This window comes from Antarctobacter jejuensis (assembly GCF_052266595.1).
Taxonomy (GTDB): domain Bacteria; phylum Pseudomonadota; class Alphaproteobacteria; order Rhodobacterales; family Rhodobacteraceae; genus Antarctobacter; species Antarctobacter jejuensis.
Map to the genome: position 1 here is coordinate 39,582 of NZ_JBQQXJ010000018.1, position 18,179 is coordinate 57,760.

Consider the following 18,179-nt stretch of genomic DNA (forward strand, 5'->3'; position numbering starts at 1 on the left):
TTTCGTCTCTCCCATCCCGGACGAGGTGCCGGGACCCTTCCAATTGAAGTCCCGGCACAAAGGCCGGGACAGCTGTTACTCCGCCGCGGGCCGGGGCGCTTCGCGTTCACCGCGATCAAAGGCTTCCCAGCCTTCGCCGTTGAAGACGTCGACGCCCAGTTGCGCCAGCACATGCGGGAAATCGACCATCACCCAGTTGTCGGTGATCTTGCCGTCCTCGACCTTCCAGAAGTCCATGTAGCGGATCTGCACCCGCTTGCCGGTGGGGGCGACCCCCATGAAGGTGCCGGAATGCGTCGCCTCCTGCCGACCGAATGCCGCGGCCCATTCGCCCATGTAAAGGCGGGCCTCGTCGATGCAGGTCTTGTCGCTGAACGCCGCCTGAAAGGGGCGCTGCCAGTTGTCCTGAAACTCTTGCAGGCCGGTCTTGGTGCCGCAGCCGGTGTTGCCCATCCAGCGAAAGCCTGTCGCAAAGAACTGGCCGATATCTTCGATGCGGTGATCGTTGAGCCCGTCGACCATGCCTTCGATCACGGCGCGGGTTTCGTCTGTTTTGCTCATGTCCGTGTCTCGCGACAGGACCGCCTGTTCGGGGCGTGAACCTTTCATCTCTGTCTTCCTTCTTGAATGCCTTGGGGAGTTGGGGTGAACGGGGTCGCCCGCTCCAGAAAATCCCGGGGCATCCTGTTCAGGGCCGGATGGCGCGACAGGGCGTTATGACGGGCGGCGGAACTCATCCCTTGACCGCCCCGGCGGTCAGACCGCTGACGATCTGGCGCTGGAAGAACATCACGAGGATGAACAGCGGCACGGTGGCCGAGACCACGGCGGCGACCGCGAACATCACGTTTCCTTCGACCTGCGTGGTGCCAAGAAAGCTGGCAATGGCGGGGATCATGGTCTCGTTCTCGGAACTCAGCAGCATCGAGGTCACGGCAAAATCATTATAAGCCAGAAGAAAGCTGAACAGGCCGGTGGTGATGACGCCGGGCCACATCACCGGGATGATGACATGCCGGAAGGCCTGGAACCGGGTGCAACCGTCGACCATGGCGCTTTCGTCCATGTCCTTGGGGATGTTCAGGAAAAAGCTGTGCAGCATCCACAGGGTGAAGGGCTGATTGATCGCCACCAGCACGATGATCGTGGTGGGCAGGATGCCCCAGACGTTCCATTCGAAGAACGGCAGCAGATAGCCCGAGACCAGCGTGATATGCGGCATGGCGCGAAAGACCAGCGCCGCCATCAGGATCCAGAAGGCGTATTTCTTGCCCGACCGCGCCAGAGCGTAACCACCCAGCGTGCCGAAGGTCAGCGAGATGATGACGGTGAAGAAAACGACGATGCAGGTGTTCAGCACCGCGCGCCAGAATTCCTCTTGCACCCATGCGCCGTAATAGCCCTTGCCTGTAAAGGCGCCGCCAGTTTCGGCGAGGGTGTTGGTGCCGCGCAGGGCGTTCATCCAGTCTGCCTTGGAAAAGAAGTCCGCCTGCACCTTGAAGCTACCCCAGAGGGTCCAGAGAAAGGGAAAGGCGGCAACGATCAGCCAGAGGGCGACCAGCGCAAAGGAAATGACGGTCAGCGGCGTGATGCGGTCGAGGGCCTTGGTGCTCATGGGGTCTCTCCTCAGTGCGCCTTGCGGTTGTAGTTGCGCCATGTGCGGATCAGCACCGGGGTCAACAGGATGGCCACGCCGATGATGGTCATCATCGAGGTCGCGCCGGCGGAGCCGTAGAGCGGGTTGCCGCTTTCACGGAGGTCGTTGAAGATCACGTAGGACAGAGAGGTCGCGTGGGCCTGCGCCTGAAAGCTGACGATGGGTTCGAACACGCGGAAGTTGTCCATCAGCTGGATCAGCGTCACGAAGGTCACCAGCGGCATCAGGTGCGGGATGGTGACATAGCGCATCCGCTGCCAGGTGGTCGCGCCGTCGATCATCGACGCCTCCATCGTGTCCTTGGGCACGGTTTGCAGACCCGCGTAGAAGACGATGAAGCTGAACGGCAGCGAGTGCCAGACGCCGTAGACCATCAGCATGACCCATGTCAGCGTGGGCGAGGCTTTCAGGCTGAGAGAGGGATCGTCGAAGATCCGCTGCAGCGTGGCCCCGATGACGCCGTCGCCATCGACCATCCAGAACAGGATCAGCGCGCCCACCAGCGGGGTCACGATCATGGGCAGGAGCGAGACAAAGATCGTCGGCCCCTTCAGCAGCTTGGGCAGCCTGTTCACCCCCACCGCCACGGCCAGCCCGAGGATCAGGACAAAGGGCGTCACGATTGCGGTATAGGCGATGGTGAAGGTCAGCGCCTTGTAGAACGGCAGGTTGTAGACCCGGTTCCAGAAGGTGCCGAGACTGTCGCTGTTGCGCCATTCCTCGGCCACTTCGGACAGAGCAAGGTGCGAGCGATTGAAATAGGTGCCCAGCCCGTTGAACTTGCCCAGCGGCTGCGCCTCGCGCAGGGCGCGGGTGGCCTCCTGATCCACCTCGGAGGTGGTTTCACAGCCAAACGGCCCGCAGCTTTCGGAGACGACCAGTACCTGTTCGTGCTGGATATGCAGCGACTGGATGAACACCGAGACGATCGGCAAGGCGATGAACAGGAGCATCGCCGAAAGCGTCGGCAGGATGAACCAGAAGAAGGTACGGTCTTTCATCGCGAAGCGCTCCGTGGGGTTGGCAGGTACGCGCCCCGGATCAGTGCCCGGGGCGCGTCGTTGTCGGTTACTGCAGGAAGCCCGCTTCCTTGGCAGCCGTGGTGTAGGCGGCCTCGACGTCCTTGAGCGCCTGCTCCGCGCTTTCCTCACCCTTGAGGAAATCCACCAGTTCGGCGCCCAGCGCGTTATGCATCAGGCCGATCTGCGGGATCATCGGATAGGGTTTGGCCCCGCCGCGTGCCGTGGCCGCAACACCTGCCGCCGCGGCGCCCGGGGTGAACCCGTCCAGCAGCCATACCGCGTCGTCATTGTTGGCCTTGACCATTTCCGGGGTCATGCCGCTGACCAGTGCGGCAAAGGTGGCCTCTGCCTCTGCGTCGCTGACGTTGCGCGAAATGGTGATGCCGTCCCACCACAGGGTCGCGCCGGGGATGCCGCCCGGATCAACCGACGGGGCGGCGGTGAGCACGGTATTTTCGCGGACTTCGGGCAGTGCGCCGTCCTCGTCAAGGATGGCCGACCCGCGAGAGCCCCACATGATGCCCAATGCCGCATCGCCCGCTTCCCACAGGCCCTGCGTTTCGTTCGAGGCATGGGTCAGGTGATCGGGGTGCGTGTATTCTATCAGCCTGGCCATCGTTTCCAGCGCGGCGATACCCGCTTCGCTGTTGACCTTGGGCTCTGCCGTGCCCGGCTCAAAGAATTCGCCCCCCTGCGCGAGGAAGAACAGGTTGAAGGTCTCGCCGAGGTTCCAGCCCGTCTGCATGTTCATGACGATCGGGTATTCCATGATACCGGCGGCGCGGATCTTTTCGGCGGCGGCCACAACTTCGTCATAGGTGGCGGGAATGCCCTCTACTCCGGCCTCTGCCAGAATGTCCTGACGAGCATAGAGGTGCTGCGAGTTCGCCATGAAGGCCACCGCCATCACCTTTCCACCGATGGTGATCAGCTGCGATTTCCTGATGTTGGCGCCGTATTTCTCGACCAGGTCATCCAGCGGACGCACCAGATCATCGTTCATCAGCTGCGTCAGGGTCGAGTTGGCGAGGATGACGCTGGTGTATTCAGCCGGATCGGGCGTCAGCGCGGCATTCATGATCTGGCGCGCTTCGGTGGTGTGATTGCGGGTGAATTCCGCCGCCGCTGCAGCGCAGTTCGCCTCCGCCTGATCGGCGATGGCATGGATCGCCGGGAAATCGCTGGCGAGGATGCGGATCGACTGGCCTTCGGGGCCACAGTCGACACCGTGGCCCGCGGCAAAGGCCGCCGTTCCCATCAGGCCCGCCACGGCCCCGGTGATGGCGATCTTCTTCAAAAACATTTTTTTCTCCCTGTTTTCTGTTGGTCGGGTGCGCCTTGCAATCGCGCACCTCGGGGTCTCCCCGGGTGATCCGCCCGGGAATAGCGCTGGGGGCCTAGGCCCCGATGCGGGCACCTGTTTGTCCGTCGAACAGGTGGCAATGGTCAGAGGGGACGTGGATTGAAACCATGTCTTGGATTTCCGCCCGGTAATTCTTGTCCGCGCGCACGCTGACCAGCGTGCCGCCGATGCGCACCGTGACCATCGTGGCATCCCCGAGCAGCTCGAGCGTGTAGATCGGCGCGTTGATCTGGCCGCCGCTTTCCACGACCGACGCATCCTCGGCCCGGAACCCCAGTGTCATCTTGCCATCCGGGGCCGAAAGCCCGTCGATCCGGACGTTGGGCGCGCTAAAGCTGCCGCCAGCCATGCTGCCCTCGATCAGGTTCATGGCCGGGCTGCCGATAAAGCTGGCGACAAAGGTGTTGGCGGGGTTGTCGTAGATTTCCGTCGGGCTGCCGACCTGCTGAACGATGCCTTTTTCCATCACGACCACCCGGTCGGCCAGCGTCATCGCCTCGATCTGGTCATGGGTGACATAGATCGTTGTGACGGAAAGCTCGTGGCTGAGGTTCTTGATCTGCGCACGGGTCGACACTCGCAGCTTGGCGTCGAGGTTCGACAGCGGCTCGTCCATGAGAAAGACATTGGGTTCGCGGACGATGGCACGGGCCAGCGCCACGCGCTGCCGCTGACCGCCGGACAGTTCAGCGGGTTTGCGGTGCAGGAAGTCGTCCAGTTCCACCATGGCCGAGGCGCGACGCACCTTTTCGTCATGGCTGGCGGGGTCGATGCCGCGCACTTTCAACGGAAAGCGGATGTTGTCGTAGACGTTCATGTTCGGGTACAGAGCATAGCTCTGGAACACCATGGCCACGTCCCGATCCTTGGGCTCGAGGTTGTTGACCTTTTTTCCGCCGATCAGGATTTCGCCTTCGGTCGGATCCTCCAGCCCTGCGATCATGCGCATGGTCGTGGTCTTGCCGCATCCGGACGGCCCCAGAAGAACAAGAAACTCACGGTCTGCGATGGTCAGGTCAAAGTTGTCGACGCCGACAAAATCGCCCCACCGCTTGCCGACATTGCGCAACTGGATTTCGGCCATCTGGCATCTCCCTATGGGCTGCGTCACTGATTTTGCATACGCTTGCAAAGAGGCTAGACAAAGCCGCGGCGAGTTGGCAAGATTTTTTTGCAAGCGTATGCATGGAGCCCAGAGAGATGGTTGATTTTCAGGCAGAAAAACTTTTGGTCCGGGAATTTTACCGCCGGCTGGATGGCGCAAACATTCAGAACCTACCTGCGATTCTGGCTGAATACACGACAGATGACTGCCTTTGGCGAGGGTTCCACCCGTTCAACGAACTGACCGGACCGGAAGAGATTGCAGAGCGATTCTGGCAACCGTTTCGTCAGTCGCTGACCCGGATGCAGCGCCGCATGGATATCTTCATGGCCGGCCGGAATGAGATGGACGGCTTCTCCTCGACCTGGGTTGTGTCGATGGGCCACCTGATGGGCCTGTTCGACCAGACGTGGCTGGGCATCGCGCCCACGGGCAAGATGGCCTTTCTGCGCTATTGCGAATTCAACCGGGTTGAAGGGGGTAAGATCGTCGAGACGTCGATGTATTTCGACATTCCCCACCTGATGATGCAGGCCGGGTTGCAGCCCTTTCCGCCGCAGACCGCCGCGCATCTAGTGCAGCCGGGGCCGATCACCCATGACGGCCTGCTGTTCGATCCACAGCCGGAGGAGGTGGGCACCACCACGCTGGCCACCATCAACGCCATGATCGGAGACCTTGGGACGTGGCAGCTTGGCCTGCCTCTGGAAGAGGAATTGGCGCGCACATGGACCGACGACATGATCTGGTGGGGACCGGCGGGCATCGGCGCGACCTACACGATCGAACGCTACGCCAAACAGCATTCGGCCCCTTTTCGCGCGGCCTTTACCGACCGTTCCAAGACAAAGCACCTGTGCCGGATGGCAGAGGGACATTTTGGCGGGTTCTTCGGCTGGCCCAACTTCACCGCGCGTCACAAGGGCGGTTTCATGGGAATGCCGGGATCGGATGTGCCGGGAGAGATGCGAGTGATCGACATCTACCGGCGCGACGGCGACAAGCTGGCCGAGAACTGGATCTTCATCGACCTGCTACATTTCTGGAAGACGCAGGGCGTGGACATCCTTGAACGGATGAAAACCGTGCCGCGTACCTGAGGGGTCAGCCGGTTTCTGCCTTTCGGGGCTCGCCAATGGGCAGGCGGAACGAAAGAACCGCCCCCTTGTCGGATGCTTCGACCATCACCCGACCACCGTGCAATTGCGCCACCTGTTCGACGATGGACAGGCCCAGACCGCTGCCCGCACCGGGCTGCAACTGGCCAAAGCGGCTAAACACCTTTTCCGCATCCGCCGGTGTCAGGCCCTTGCCGTCGTCGGACACGCGGACGACGGCCATGCCATCCTCGGCGGAGGTCGCGACGGCGATGGCGGTCAGGCCGGGCCCGCCGTGTTGCAATGCGTTGTCGATCAGGTTTCCGATCGCTTCGCCCACCAGCACCCGCTCGCCCGCCACCGGCAGGGGGCTATCATGACGCTCGAAGGAAAAGCTCAGGTCGCGGGACAGGATTTCTGGCGCGATGTCCGAACAGACCTGTTCCACCTGTTCGTTAAGGTCAAAAACCTCGTCGCCAAGACCGACGCCGTAGCGCAACCGCTCCAGCGACAAGAGCTGCTGGGCCAGACGCGCGGATTTGCGGGCCGCACCGATGAGTTCCTGCTCTCGCAACCGGCGTTCGGCCGGGTCGGCAACCGTCGGCAGCGCCTCAGCCATGGACAGCAGGGCCGAGGCCGGGTTGCGCAACTGATGCGCAGCGTCCGAGATGAAAGCCTGATGCGACTGGATGCTGGCGTCGACCTGCCCCAGCAGCCGGTTCAGAGTGGCAACGATCCCCTCTACCTCCTGCGGGACGGGACGGCGGATGCGGGACAGGTCATCCGGCGTCCGCGTCTCGATCGCCTGCTGCAGGTCACTGAGCGGTCTCAGACCCAGTTTCACGCCGAACCAGACGACGACCGCCAGCGTCATGATCAACCCCGCCATCAGGATGACCGCCCTGCGCGCAAGCTCTACCGCAAAGGCGTCGCGATCAGCGACGCGCTGCCAGACCGTGACGACGCTTTGCCCCGTCAGATTTCCGATGATCGTTGTTTCGGTCATGCGCAGCAGGCGCACCGGCTCGCCCTTGTAGACCGCGATCCGGTACTCGGGCACACCCGGCACACCGTCAAAGGCCCCGACGGGCGGATAGGCATAGCCGGTGACGTAAACACCGCCCGGTCCCGTCACATGATAGAAAACCTCGCCCCCGCCCGCGTCGGAAATCAGGTCGCGGGTGCGCGGCGACAGCGCATCGCCTTCGGAAATCGTGACATCCCGCGAAATGGCAAGCGCCGCAGACAGAAGGCCGCGGTCAAACAACTGCTCTGCCGTGGCCTGCGCGACCTCGTACCGCCAGATGCCCAGCAGGACCGCCACCACAAGCAAGGGCGAGACGATCAGAACGAACAGCCGCTGTCGCAGGGACAGGGCGCGGTCGCTCACGCCTCTGTCTCCAGCATGTAGCCAAGGCCGCGCGCGGTCTTGATCCGGATGCCGTGCCGTTCGATCCGGCGGCGCAGGCGCGACACATGCGGCTCGACCGCACTATCGTCCACATCTGCCCCGGTGCCGTAGACATGCGCCGTCAGTTGCGCCTTGGACACGATGCGGCCGCGCCGTTCCACAAGACATTCCAGCACCGCGATCTCACGTCGGGGGACGTCAAGCGGCTGATCGCCCTGCATCAATTGCCGACTGGTGCGGTCAAAGACCAGCCCGCCCAGAACATCCCGCGCCGAAAACACCAGATCCTTGCGACGGGCCAGCGCACGCAGGCGCGCCTCCAGCTCATCCATCTCGAACGGCTTGGTCAGATAGTCGTCGGCACCGCTGTCCAGACCGGCGACCCTGTCCTGCGTATCGCCGCGTGCAGTCAGCAGGATCACCGGCGTCCCGTCCCCGGCGCTGCGCATGCCGCGCAACACCGCCAGACCGTCCTGCCCGGGCAGGTTGATGTCCAGCACCACAAGGTCCGCGCCATCGCGGGCCAGAAAATCCGCAGCGTCCCGGCCGTCATGAAGAACGTCCACGGAATGCCCCCGGTCCCGCAATCTGTGGGCGATCCCGCTGGCAAGCTCCACGTTGTCTTCTATGACTGCTATGCGCATAGTCGTTTTTTCTCCGGTCTGCGCAAGTTTCACGCAAGGTTGAAACGGCAGATTGCCCGCCATTGGAGGAGGGATTCGTTCCCTGAAGAATACGCAATCGCATCGGCGGGGACACACCCGTCTGATCCAATACGTCCATGGGAGGACACCAATGACCATCAAGTATCTCGCAAACACCGCCGCAGCCGTCGCATTGCTGGCGACCCCTGCTCTGGCCGAGGTCGATTTCTCGGGTAAGACCATCGAGTGGGTGATCCCCTTCTCGGAAACCGGCGGTTCGGCCAAATGGGCCAACTTCTTTGGCCCGCTACTGTCCGAAGAACTGCCGGGCAACCCCACCGTTGTCGTAAAGTTCATGCCGGGCGCAGGCTCGACCAAGGGCGCCAACTGGTTCCAGGACCAGAAGCACGACGATGGCACGCTGCTGTTCGGCACCTCCGGCTCGACGCAATTCCCCTACCTGCTGGGCGATCCCCGCGTGCGCTATGAATACAGCGACTGGACCCCGGTCATGGCATCGGGCACCGGCGGCGTGGCCTACCTGAACCCCGAGGATGGCGCCAAGTTCGACGGCTCCGCCAACGGCCTGAAGGACATCGACTTCATCTATGGTTCGCAGGGCGCAACCCGTCTGGACCTCGTCCCGCTGCTGGCTTGGGAAATGCTGGGCATGAACGTCGAGCCGGTCTTTGGCATCAAGGGCCGTGGTGACGGTCGCCTGATGTTCGAACGCGGCGAAGCCACCATCGACTATCAGACCTCGTCCGCCTACCTTGGCGCCGCGGCGGAACTGGTCGCTCAGGGCAAGGCCGTTCCGATGATGACCTGGGGCGCGCTGAACGAAAACGGCGACATCGTCCGTGACCCGACCTTCCCGGACATCCCGACCTTCAAGGAAGTCTGCGAAGCGACCGACGGTTGCGAAACTTCGGGCGAGGCATGGGACGCATGGAAAGCCTTCTTCATCTCCGGTTTCCCGGTGCAGAAGATCGCATTCCTGCCGGGTGACACGCCGCAGGACGTGGTTGACGCCTACACCGCCGCCTTCGACGCAGTGCGCAAGCGGGACAACTTTGCCACCATCGCCGCCAAGCGCGTGGGCAAATACGACGTCTTCGTCGGTGAGGGCGCGAAAAAGGCCACCGTGGCCGGCACCACCGTGTCGCCCGACGCCAAGGCATTTGTGACCAACTGGCTACAAGAAGCTTATGGCGTCACGCTGAAGTAAGCGTGACCACCTGCGGCCCCGGGATACCCCGGGGCCGTCTTTCCCTTTTCACATATTGAAAATCGAGGGGCTGCGATGGACACGTTCGCAACCGCCCTACCGGCACTCGCCGATGCATGGGCGCTGATCCTACAACCTGTTGTGCTTGGTTATCTTGTCCTTGGCGTCGTGATGGGCCTTGCCGTGGGTGTCTTTCCCGGCCTTGGCGGCATCGCCGGCTTGTCGCTGCTTCTGCCGTTCATGTTCGGGATGGACCCCGTTCTAGGTCTTGCGCTGATGATCGGCATGGTGGCCGTGGTTCCGACCTCTGACACCTTCGCCTCTGTCCTGATGGGAATTCCCGGATCTTCTGCCTCTCAGGCGACGGTTCTGGACGGTTTCCCGCTGGCCAAGAAAGGCCAGGCGGCGCGGGCGCTGTCGGCGGCCTTTACCTCTTCGTTGTTCGGCGGATTGGTTGGCGCGCTGTTCCTGACGCTGTTCATCCTTGTGGCGCGGCCCATCGTGCTGGCCTTTGGCCTGCCCGAAATGCTGATGATCACGGTTCTGGGCCTTTCGATGGTCGCGGTTCTGGCCGGGCGCGTGGCGCTCAAGGGACTGGCGGCGGCGGGCCTTGGCATGATGATCGGCACCATTGGCGAGGCCGACGCAGGCGGCAGCTTGCGCATGGCCTCTTATGACATTCCCTATCTGACAGACGGTCTGAAGCTGGTGATCGTAGGCCTTGGCATCTTTGCCGTGCCGGAAATCATCAGCCTGCTGCGGCAGGACCGGTCCATCGCCAAGGACGCCAAGCTGGGTGCCGGCTGGGGCGAGGGCGTCAAGGACTGGGTCGCCAACAAATGGCTGTCCGTGCGCTGCTCTCTGATCGGCGTTCTGGTTGGTGTCATTCCGGGTCTGGGCGGGTCGGTCGTCGACTGGATCGCCTATGGTCACGCGGTGCAGACCACCAAGGACAAGTCGAACTTCGGCAAGGGTGAAATCCGCGGCGTGATCGGGCCGGAAAGCTCGAACAACGCCAAGGAAGGCGGCGGCCTTGTCCCGACCCTGCTGTTCGGCATCCCCGGCTCCGGCTCCATGGCGATCTTCATCGGGGCCATCGCGCTGCTGGGATCCGGCGACATCGAGGTCGGCCCGTCGATGCTGCGCGACAACCTCGACATCACCTATTCGATTGTCTGGCTGCTGGCGCTGGCGAACGTGGTGGGCACCCTGCTCTGCATCGCAGCCTCGGGCGGCATCGCCAAGCTGACGACCATTCGCTTTACCTACCTTGCACCGTTCCTGTTCATGCTGATCTCCTTCGCGGCGTTCCAGTCCGGGCAGAACTTCGAAGACCTGCTGGCGCTCTTTTCCATCGGCCTGATCGGGATCTTCCTGCGCCGGTTCGACTGGTCGCGCCCGGCCTTCCTGATCGGCTTCGTGCTCTCCAACCCGGTCGAGAAATTTTCGAACCAGGCTTTCCAGATCGCGTCGTTCCGGTTCCGCAAGTCGTTCGAAGAGGGCATGGACTACATCTTTTCGCCCATCGTGATCATCCTGATCATCGTCACCGTGGTGTCCGTCGTTCTGGGCATCCGTCAGGCGAAAAGCATCATGGCAGAGGGCGACGTGAAATCCGGATCCAAGCGCGCGCCGATGATCTTCCTGCTGGTCATCGTGGCCTACCTGGTGGTGGCACTGTTCAACGCCCACATGATCCCCGACTACAACCTGACGGACAAGATCGTGCCGCTGGTGATTGGCGGGATCGCCTTTGGCTGCTGCCTGATCATGCTGGTGCAGATGATGATGCGCCCGGAAACGGATGTGATCTTTGCCGACAAGGAAGTGGCTGGAGAAGACGCAGATGCACCTTATGGCCTGTGGTCGACGCTGGCATGGTTTGCCGGTCTGATCGCCGCCACGTGGTTCGTGGGCTTCATCCTTGCTCTGGTCGGGTTCCTGATCGCCTTCCTGCGGGTGCGGGCGCAGGCCTCGTGGGAGAAGACGCTGATCCTGACGGCGGCGGGCATCACCCTGATGTGCGTCATGGCATGGTCGCTGAACCGCGACTTCCCGCCGGGCCTGCTGCAGTCCTATGCGGATCTGCCCTGGCCGCTGAAATGATCCTGCTTCGGGGCCCCTTTTGAGGGGCCCCGAAACCCATTCCAGCCCAGCTGCTGCGGGGCACACGTCACGCGATGAGCCGTGACAAAAACCACAGAGACGGACACGAAAACCGACATGACCCAGACCGGTATCCCCTTTGTTTTCATGCGCGGCGGCACCTCGCGCGGGCCCTATTTCAACCGCGCCGACCTGCCCGAAGACCGCGAAACGCTGGCGCAGGTGCTGATTGCGGCCCTGGGCTCTGGCCACCCGATCAACATCGACGGCATTGGCGGGGGCGTCGCCGTGACCACAAAGGTCGCCATGCTGTCCATGTCCGACGATGACTGGGCGGATATCGACTATTTCTTTGCGCAGGTCTCCGTTGAGGATCAACTGGTCGATTTCAAACCGACCTGCGGCAACATCCTGTCCGGCGTCGGGCCCGCCGCCATCGAGATGGGGCTGATCCAGCCGTCCGGCGACGTGACAGAGGTCAGGATCCGTGCGGTGAACACCGGAGCCAAGGTGTTGGCCAAGGTGCAGACGCCCGGCGGCGAAGTCACCTATGATGGCGATACAGAGATTGCGGGCGTTCCCGGCAGCGCCGCGCCGGTTGCGCTGAGTTTCATGGGGGTCGTGGGGTCGTCGACCGGGAAGTTCCTGCCCACCGGCAACCTGCGGGATGAAATCGACGGGATCGAGGTCACCTGCATGGACGTAGCCATGCCCATGACCATCGCCCCCGCCGCGGACTTTGGCCTGACCGGCTATGAAACCGTGGCCGAACTGGACGACAACAAGGACTTCTTTGCCCGGATGGAGGCCGTGCGCCTGAAGGCGGGCGAGTTGATGGGCATGGGCGATGTGTCCAAATCTGTCACCCCCAAGTTCGGCCTGCTGGCCCCGGCCCGGGACGGTGGCACCATCGCAACGCGCTATTTCATGCCGTGGAACACACATCCCAGCATGGCGGTCACTGGGTCTCAGTGCCTCGCCTCCTGCGCGTTGACTCCGGGCACCGTGGCCGACGGCCTGCTGAACCGCCCCAACGAAAACCCCGCGAATGTGGTGTTGGAACACGCGTCAGGCACCATCGAGGTGCTGGTCGATTTCGATACCAGCGATGGCTTCGCCCTCAACTCTGCCGGTCTCTTGCGCACCGCGCGCAAGCTGGCCGAGGGCAAGGTCTTTGTCCCCTCCCGCATCTGGAAAGGCGTCTGACATGCCGATCATGAACCTACTCGTCGCCTTCAACGGCTCCGAAGCCTCGGAGGCTGCCCTGCGCTATGCCGCCTCTCTGGCGCGCACCCGCGGCGCCCATGTGCGCGCGATGCTGGCGCATTCGACGCATGAAACCTTCGACACCCGGTCCCGCTGGATCCCGGCAGAGGCCCGCACCCTGCTGGCCGAGGCGAAATCCGGCATCCTGACCGCGATCGAAGCCCGGTTCGAGGTATTGCGCGGTGAGTTGGACCTTGGCGATGCGCTCAGCTACGAGGTGCGCGCAGGCCGCGTCGACAAGACCCTGTCCGAGGCCGCCCGCGCCTACGACATGATCCTTGTCGGCCGCCCGATGGAAGGCGATGACGAACATGTCCGCCTGCACCCCGACAAGATCGCATTGTTGTCAGGACGTCCGGTGATCGTGGTACCCGACGGCTATGACACAGAGGCCCGCCACAGCCACGCCGCGCTGGCATGGGATTGCAGCCGCGCCTCTGCACGCGCGCTGTCCGACAGCCTGCGCCTGCTGGAAGATCAGGGCAAGGTCAGCGTGCTGACCGTGGGCGAGATCGAAGGACTGGACGACCTGATGGTCCACCTCTCACGCCATGACGTCGAGGCGGTGCATCACGGCTGGCCCGAAGGGCATGCCGTCGCCCAGTCGATCCTGAACTATTGTGAACGGCACGACCCCTCGTTGCTGGTCATGGGCGCCTATGAACACTCCAAGTTCCGCGAAGATCTGTTGGGCGGCATGACCGCCAGCGTCCTGCGGGACGTCAAAATCCCCGTCCTCCTGTCGCACTGAGGAAACTGAACATGTCCGAATACGCTCAACTCCGCTCCGCTGCGGCGGCACTTGAGGCCCTGCGCAACGACCTTGTGCAGAAGATCGAAACGTCGAAAGGCGATACCCGCACACTGGATGACCTGCACCGTCGTGTCAGCAAGGCGCTGAAGGCCCTGTCCTGCGAAGGGTGATTGCGGCCTCAGACCCGTTGATTTGGCCCCGGCAACCTGTGTACCATTGTATGCAGAGCTGATCTGCCGAGGTGCCTCGATGACCGCCACTGAAGAAATCGCCGAAGCCGGCCGCGCCCTGCGCGCGGCGCTGGCCTATCTGTCCGATGAACTGGCCAGCTATCCCGGCCCGGTCGCGGGCTGCGATGCGCAATACACGCATCTCTTGGCAACGCGCAGCCGCGTCCGCAAAGCGCTGAACGCGCTGGATGCAGAGGTCTTTGTCGCCACGCCGCGCACCCTGCGGCCCGGCGCGGGAGTGGAAAGCCGGTGAAAGTTCATATTCTAGACGATTGGTTCGACACCCTGCGCCACCTGCCCTGCTTCGACCTGCTGGACGGGCATGAGGTCACGGTCTGGACCGATCATGTGGACGAGGACACACTGGTCGAACGGCTGCCAGTGGCCGAGGCGCTGATCCTGTTCCGCGAACGCACGACCGTCACGCGCAGCCTGATCGAACGCCTTCCCAATCTGAAACTGCTGTCACAACGCGGCGCCTATCCGCATGTGGACGTGCCCGCCTGCACAGAAAACGGCGTGTTGTTCTGTTCGAAAACCGGGGCAGAGGGCGCAAATTATGCCGCCGCGGAACTGACCCTTGGGTTGATGCTGGCCGCCATGCGCCAGATCCCGCAGCAGATGGCCTCGGCCAAGGCGGGGCATTGGCAGATGGGCGTGGGCAAGACGCTGCGCGGGCGGACGCTAGGCCTCTATGGCTATGGCAAGATCGCCCGCGCCGTCGCCGACTATGCGCGCGCCTTCGGGATGAAGGTGCTCTGGTGGTCGTCCGAGGCTGGCCGCGAACGTGCAAGAGCGGACGGCGAGACCGTGGCCGCCAGCCGCACTGCCTTTTTTGCCGACAGCGACGTGGTGTCGGTCCACCTTCGGCTTACGCCCGAGACGCGCGGAATCGTCACCGCCGAGGACCTGTCACAGATGCAACCCGGCGCGCTCTTCGTGAACACCTCGCGCGCGGGATTGGTGGCGCAGGGCGCGCTGTTGGCAGCGCTGAATGCGGGGCGGCCCGGAATGGCGGCGGTGGATGTCTTTGACACCGAACCCCTGACCGATCCCACCGACCCGCTGCTCGCGCATCCCAATCTGATCTGCACGCCCCATATCGGCTTTGTCACCGAGGACGAGTTCGACAAGCAGTTCACCGATATTTTCGAACAGGTGCGGGCCTATGCGGCGGGGGAACCGATCCACATGATCAACCCGGAGGTGCGGACCGCCGCCGGATGATCCCCGCCACGATCGGCGCGCCCAAGATCACCAACACGATGCGCGTCAGGTGGTGGGTGATGACGAACCCAAGGTCGGCACCGGTGACGATGGCCAAGACCGTCATCTCGGCCTGGCCGCCCGGAGCGAAGGCCAGGAAGGCCTCGACCGGCTTGCCAAGACCGAATGCCGTCACCGCGCCGGAAAACACGGCAGCCAGAACCGCAAGAACAAAAACATAAGCCACCCCGGCGGCGACAACGCGGGTCAGCTCGCGCCATGTCACGCCCAAGAAGTGCATGCCGATCCCGCAGCCGATGAAGAATTGCGCGGCAAGGATCGCCTCAGCCGGCGGGCGAATGTGGATCAATCCGGCCAGCGACAGCGCTGAGGTGACGAGCATCGGGCCAAGGATGGACGCACCGAACAGGCCGATCTTTTCCCCACCCTTCCAGCCGATCCATGCGGCAAGGACCATCAGCAGAAGTTCCAGCGGCGGGATTTCGGCGGCGGGCGCGCCGATCGGATTGGTCAGGCCGACCCCGTGAGAATGCGTCAGGTAGAAAGGCGCAACCGTCACGATAATCAGAACCCGTGTGGCATGGATCAGCGACAGGGCGCGCGGATTGCCGCCCGCCTCAGTTCCGAAGATCACCATGTCCTGCAGGCCGCCCGGCATGGCCGCGTAATAGGCGGTGGGCGCGTCGAAGCCCCACACCCGGCGAAAGAACGGCACACCGACCAGCCCGATCAGCAGAATGAACAGCGGCACCAGCGCGATGGACAGCGCCATGCGCGGCAATTCGGCAAAGAGCGCAGGCGTGATCGACGCCCCGACCGCCACACCCAGGATTGTCCGCGCGCCGACCGAGACCTGCCCGAAGCCTTTCAGCGGCAGATGCAGCAAAGCACCGGCCAGGCAAAAGCTCATCGGACCGAAAAGGAAGGGGAGCGGCAGGCCGAGCGCCCAGAACACCGCCGTTCCGAGAGCGGCAAGGGCAAAGGTCAGGGCGCGGTGGGCCAACGGCGACAGAGTGTCGAGTCGATTGCGCATGACGGCGTCCTTCCCTTGATTGACGGAAATTGCATACGCCTGTATGCAATAGAATACAAGACGCCGGAGGAAGAACATGCAAGGCGATGACGACGGCCAGACACAGCAGGGAAACTCAGCCTATCGCCGCCTGCTGGACGAAATCCGCGAAGGCGGCCTGCTGCCCGGTGACCGCTTGCGCGAGACGGAATTGGCCGACCGCCTTGGCGTCTCCCGCACCCCGGTGCGCGAGGCCATTCGGCAGCTCGAGGCGGATGGTCTTGTCGCCCATGTGCCGCGCATCGGCGCCTCTGTCCGGCAGCTGGATTATTCCGAGGTCATGGAGCTATACGAGATGCGCGCGGTGCTTGAAGGCACCGCCGCCCGGCTGGCGACGCGGGCGGCATCGGATGTGGAATTGCAGGAAATGGCAGTGCTGAACGATCAGATCGCGCAGGCAGCAACCGGGGCAGAGGCGGCGCGCCTGAACCGCATCTTTCATGCCACGCTTCTGGATGCAGCCAAGAACCGCTTTCTCAGCCGATCCATGCAGTCGTTGCAGAAGTCCCTTTTGATCGTCGGCCCTTCTCAGCTGTTGAACACTGTTCGGGCAGAGGATGCGATCGCCGAACATGCGCGCATCATGGCAGCGCTGACAGCCCGCGATGGCGAAACCGCCGAGATCCAGATGCGCCGCCATATCGAGGCCGCCCAGCGCGCGCGCATCCGAACGCTGCGCGAAAGGGACCGCGCCATCGAGACCGATTGACCTGACGTCTACAGCGCCGCCACCGCCTGCGCGGCCTTGGCCACCGCGGCGCGGGTCTGCTGCAGATCGGCGTCTGTCAGGGCCAGCGATGGGTACAGCTTGCCCGCGGATTTGAAGATGCCTTCTGCCCGCAGAACCGAATTCCACGTCTCGGACGCCTTCGGCTGACGGTGACGCGCGTTGCGGTAATCCGTGACATTGTGGTCGGTAAAGTAGATGTCAAACAGGGTCGGGTCGCCGCAGATGCGATGGGCCACGCCCACCTCCGTCAGGGCCGCGCCCTGCACGTCCATCAATTCCTGCCCCAGCGCACGCAACCGGTCATACTGTCCGGGACGGCGCAGCACCTCCATTGTTTTCAACCCGGCGGCAGAGGCCACGGGATTGCCCGACAGCGTGCCCAACTGCATCAGCCACTTTTCGGCCCCCACCGCGCCCTTGTCGAAATGCGCCATGATCTCGACCGAGGCCCCAAGCGCGGCAAGGGGAAAGCCGCCTCCGATGATCTTGCCCAGAGTGCAGATATCGGGCGTGACACCATAGCGTTCCTGCGCGCCACCGTAGGCGAGGCGGAAACCGGTGACGATCTCGTCAAAGATCAACAGGACCCCGTGTTTGGTACAGAAGTCGCGCAAGCCTTGCAGGAAACCCGGTTGTGCCGGAATGATCCGTTGCAAAGGCTCCACGATGATGGCGGCAACATCGGTGTGTTCATCCAGCAGGGAAGCGACCGCCTCCAGATCGTTGAACGGCGCGATCAACATCTCATCGGCAACACCCTGCGGAATGCCCGCGCTGTCCGGCACGGGCGTCGGGAAATTGACCTCGCGCGCGGGGGCAAGGCTCATCTGTGCCTCCGCGCTCATGCCGTGATAGCCGCCCTCGAACTTCAACAGCTTGGTCTTGCCGGTATAGGCCCGCGCCAGCCGGATCGCGTACATATCCGCCTCACCGCCAGAGGTGACGAAACGCACCTGTTCACAGCAGGGCACCGCGTCCACGATGGCCTCGGCGAGTTCGATGCCCCGCGCGTTGTTGGCGAAAAACGTCATGCCCAAAGGCAGTTGTTCCAGCACCGCCTCCATGACCTCCGGGTGGCCGTGGCCCAGTAGCATCGGGCCAGAGCCGATCAGGTAGTCGATGTATTCACGGCCGTCCTCATCCCAGACATGGCTGCCCTCGCCCCGGGCGATCACGATGCCCGCGTCGAAATTGCCGAAGCCGGCGGCGGGCAGGACGGCACGGGCGCGGTCGATCCATTCGGCTTGGGTATGGGTGCGGTGCATGG

General features: G+C 63.2%; 18 protein-coding genes. 9 read left to right on the forward strand and 9 right to left on the reverse strand.

The window, feature by feature from the left end; translation table 11 throughout:
• Positions 1–75: 75 nt before the first annotated feature.
• The 5 genes from ACTXGA_RS20465 to ACTXGA_RS20485 all read right to left on the reverse strand — a co-directional run bounded on the left by ACTXGA_RS20465 (position 76) and on the right by ACTXGA_RS20485 (position 5,126).
• The gene (locus tag ACTXGA_RS20465) at positions 76–609 is read right to left on the reverse strand and encodes an ester cyclase (protein WP_443396502.1); all 534 of its coding nucleotides are present in this window, start codon (positions 607–609) and stop codon (positions 76–78) included.
• A 124-nt stretch (positions 610–733) separates the two neighbouring features.
• The gene (locus ACTXGA_RS20470; RefSeq protein WP_443396503.1) at positions 734–1,615 is read right to left on the reverse strand and encodes a carbohydrate ABC transporter permease; all 882 of its coding nucleotides are present in this window, start codon (positions 1,613–1,615) and stop codon (positions 734–736) included.
• Positions 1,616–1,626: 11 nt separating this feature from the next.
• On the reverse strand, positions 1,627–2,658 hold the full coding sequence (locus ACTXGA_RS20475; RefSeq protein ID WP_443396504.1) for a carbohydrate ABC transporter permease: 1,032 nt from the start codon (positions 2,656–2,658) through the stop codon (positions 1,627–1,629).
• A gap of 67 nt (positions 2,659–2,725) precedes the next feature.
• Positions 2,726–3,982 (reverse strand): ABC transporter substrate-binding protein, encoded by a 1,257-nt coding sequence (locus ACTXGA_RS20480; RefSeq protein WP_443396505.1) that lies wholly within the window; start codon positions 3,980–3,982, stop codon positions 2,726–2,728.
• A 94-nt stretch (positions 3,983–4,076) separates the two neighbouring features.
• The gene (locus ACTXGA_RS20485; RefSeq protein WP_443396507.1) at positions 4,077–5,126 is read right to left on the reverse strand and encodes an ABC transporter ATP-binding protein; all 1,050 of its coding nucleotides are present in this window, start codon (positions 5,124–5,126) and stop codon (positions 4,077–4,079) included.
• Between the two features lie 116 nt (positions 5,127–5,242).
• Between ACTXGA_RS20485 and ACTXGA_RS20490 the strand changes: the two genes are divergently transcribed.
• Complete coding sequence (locus ACTXGA_RS20490) at positions 5,243–6,247, forward strand: nuclear transport factor 2 family protein (RefSeq protein ID WP_443396508.1); 1,005 nt, start codon at positions 5,243–5,245, stop codon at positions 6,245–6,247.
• Positions 6,248–6,251: 4 nt separating this feature from the next.
• Here ACTXGA_RS20490 and ACTXGA_RS20495 read toward each other — a convergent pair whose 3' ends face one another.
• Positions 6,252–7,634, reverse strand: a complete 1,383-nt coding sequence (locus tag ACTXGA_RS20495) for a sensor histidine kinase (protein WP_443396509.1) — start codon at positions 7,632–7,634, stop codon at positions 6,252–6,254.
• Positions 7,631–8,299, reverse strand: a complete 669-nt coding sequence (locus ACTXGA_RS20500) for a response regulator transcription factor (protein WP_443396511.1) — start codon at positions 8,297–8,299, stop codon at positions 7,631–7,633. The genes ACTXGA_RS20495 and ACTXGA_RS20500 overlap by 4 nt, the downstream gene beginning before the upstream one ends.
• A gap of 151 nt (positions 8,300–8,450) precedes the next feature.
• Here ACTXGA_RS20500 and ACTXGA_RS20505 point away from each other — a divergent pair, with 151 nt between their 5' ends.
• The 7 genes from ACTXGA_RS20505 (at position 8,451) to ACTXGA_RS20535 (ending at position 15,110) form a co-directional block, all read left to right on the forward strand.
• A complete protein-coding gene (locus ACTXGA_RS20505) occupies positions 8,451–9,527 on the forward strand; it encodes a tricarboxylate transporter (protein ID WP_443396513.1) in 1,077 nt (358 codons plus the stop codon).
• Positions 9,528–9,602: 75 nt separating this feature from the next.
• Positions 9,603–11,633: a tripartite tricarboxylate transporter permease gene (locus ACTXGA_RS20510; RefSeq protein WP_443396515.1), complete on the forward strand. Its 2,031-nt coding sequence runs from the start codon at positions 9,603–9,605 to the stop codon at positions 11,631–11,633.
• Between the two features lie 117 nt (positions 11,634–11,750).
• On the forward strand, positions 11,751–12,839 hold the full coding sequence (locus ACTXGA_RS20515; RefSeq protein WP_443396516.1) for a 4-oxalomesaconate tautomerase: 1,089 nt from the start codon (positions 11,751–11,753) through the stop codon (positions 12,837–12,839).
• Position 12,840: 1 nt separating this feature from the next.
• On the forward strand, positions 12,841–13,650 hold the full coding sequence (locus tag ACTXGA_RS20520; RefSeq protein ID WP_443396518.1) for a universal stress protein: 810 nt from the start codon (positions 12,841–12,843) through the stop codon (positions 13,648–13,650).
• An 11-nt stretch (positions 13,651–13,661) separates the two neighbouring features.
• The gene (locus ACTXGA_RS20525; RefSeq protein WP_443396520.1) at positions 13,662–13,823 is read left to right on the forward strand and encodes a hypothetical protein; all 162 of its coding nucleotides are present in this window, start codon (positions 13,662–13,664) and stop codon (positions 13,821–13,823) included.
• A gap of 79 nt (positions 13,824–13,902) precedes the next feature.
• The gene (locus ACTXGA_RS20530) at positions 13,903–14,136 is read left to right on the forward strand and encodes a hypothetical protein (protein WP_443396522.1); all 234 of its coding nucleotides are present in this window, start codon (positions 13,903–13,905) and stop codon (positions 14,134–14,136) included.
• Positions 14,133–15,110 (forward strand): D-2-hydroxyacid dehydrogenase family protein, encoded by a 978-nt coding sequence (locus ACTXGA_RS20535; protein ID WP_443396524.1) that lies wholly within the window; start codon positions 14,133–14,135, stop codon positions 15,108–15,110. The genes ACTXGA_RS20530 and ACTXGA_RS20535 overlap by 4 nt, the downstream gene beginning before the upstream one ends.
• Here ACTXGA_RS20535 and ACTXGA_RS20540 read toward each other — a convergent pair.
• Positions 15,079–16,143, reverse strand: a complete 1,065-nt coding sequence (locus tag ACTXGA_RS20540) for an AbrB family transcriptional regulator (RefSeq protein WP_443396526.1) — start codon at positions 16,141–16,143, stop codon at positions 15,079–15,081. The two genes, ACTXGA_RS20535 and ACTXGA_RS20540, sit on opposite strands and share 32 nt — an antisense overlap.
• A gap of 76 nt (positions 16,144–16,219) precedes the next feature.
• On the opposite strand from ACTXGA_RS20540, the gene ACTXGA_RS20545 reads away from it, so the two are divergent.
• Positions 16,220–16,891 carry a GntR family transcriptional regulator gene (locus tag ACTXGA_RS20545; RefSeq protein WP_443396528.1) on the forward strand — a complete coding sequence of 224 codons (672 nt, stop codon included), beginning with the start codon at positions 16,220–16,222 and terminating at the stop codon, positions 16,889–16,891.
• 8 nt (positions 16,892–16,899) lie between these two features.
• Here the strand turns inward: ACTXGA_RS20545 and ACTXGA_RS20550 are convergent, their stop codons facing one another.
• Entirely contained in the window at positions 16,900–18,177 is a 1,278-nt protein-coding gene (locus ACTXGA_RS20550; protein WP_443396530.1) for an aspartate aminotransferase family protein, read from the reverse strand.
• Between the last annotated feature and the right edge of the window lie 2 nt (positions 18,178–18,179).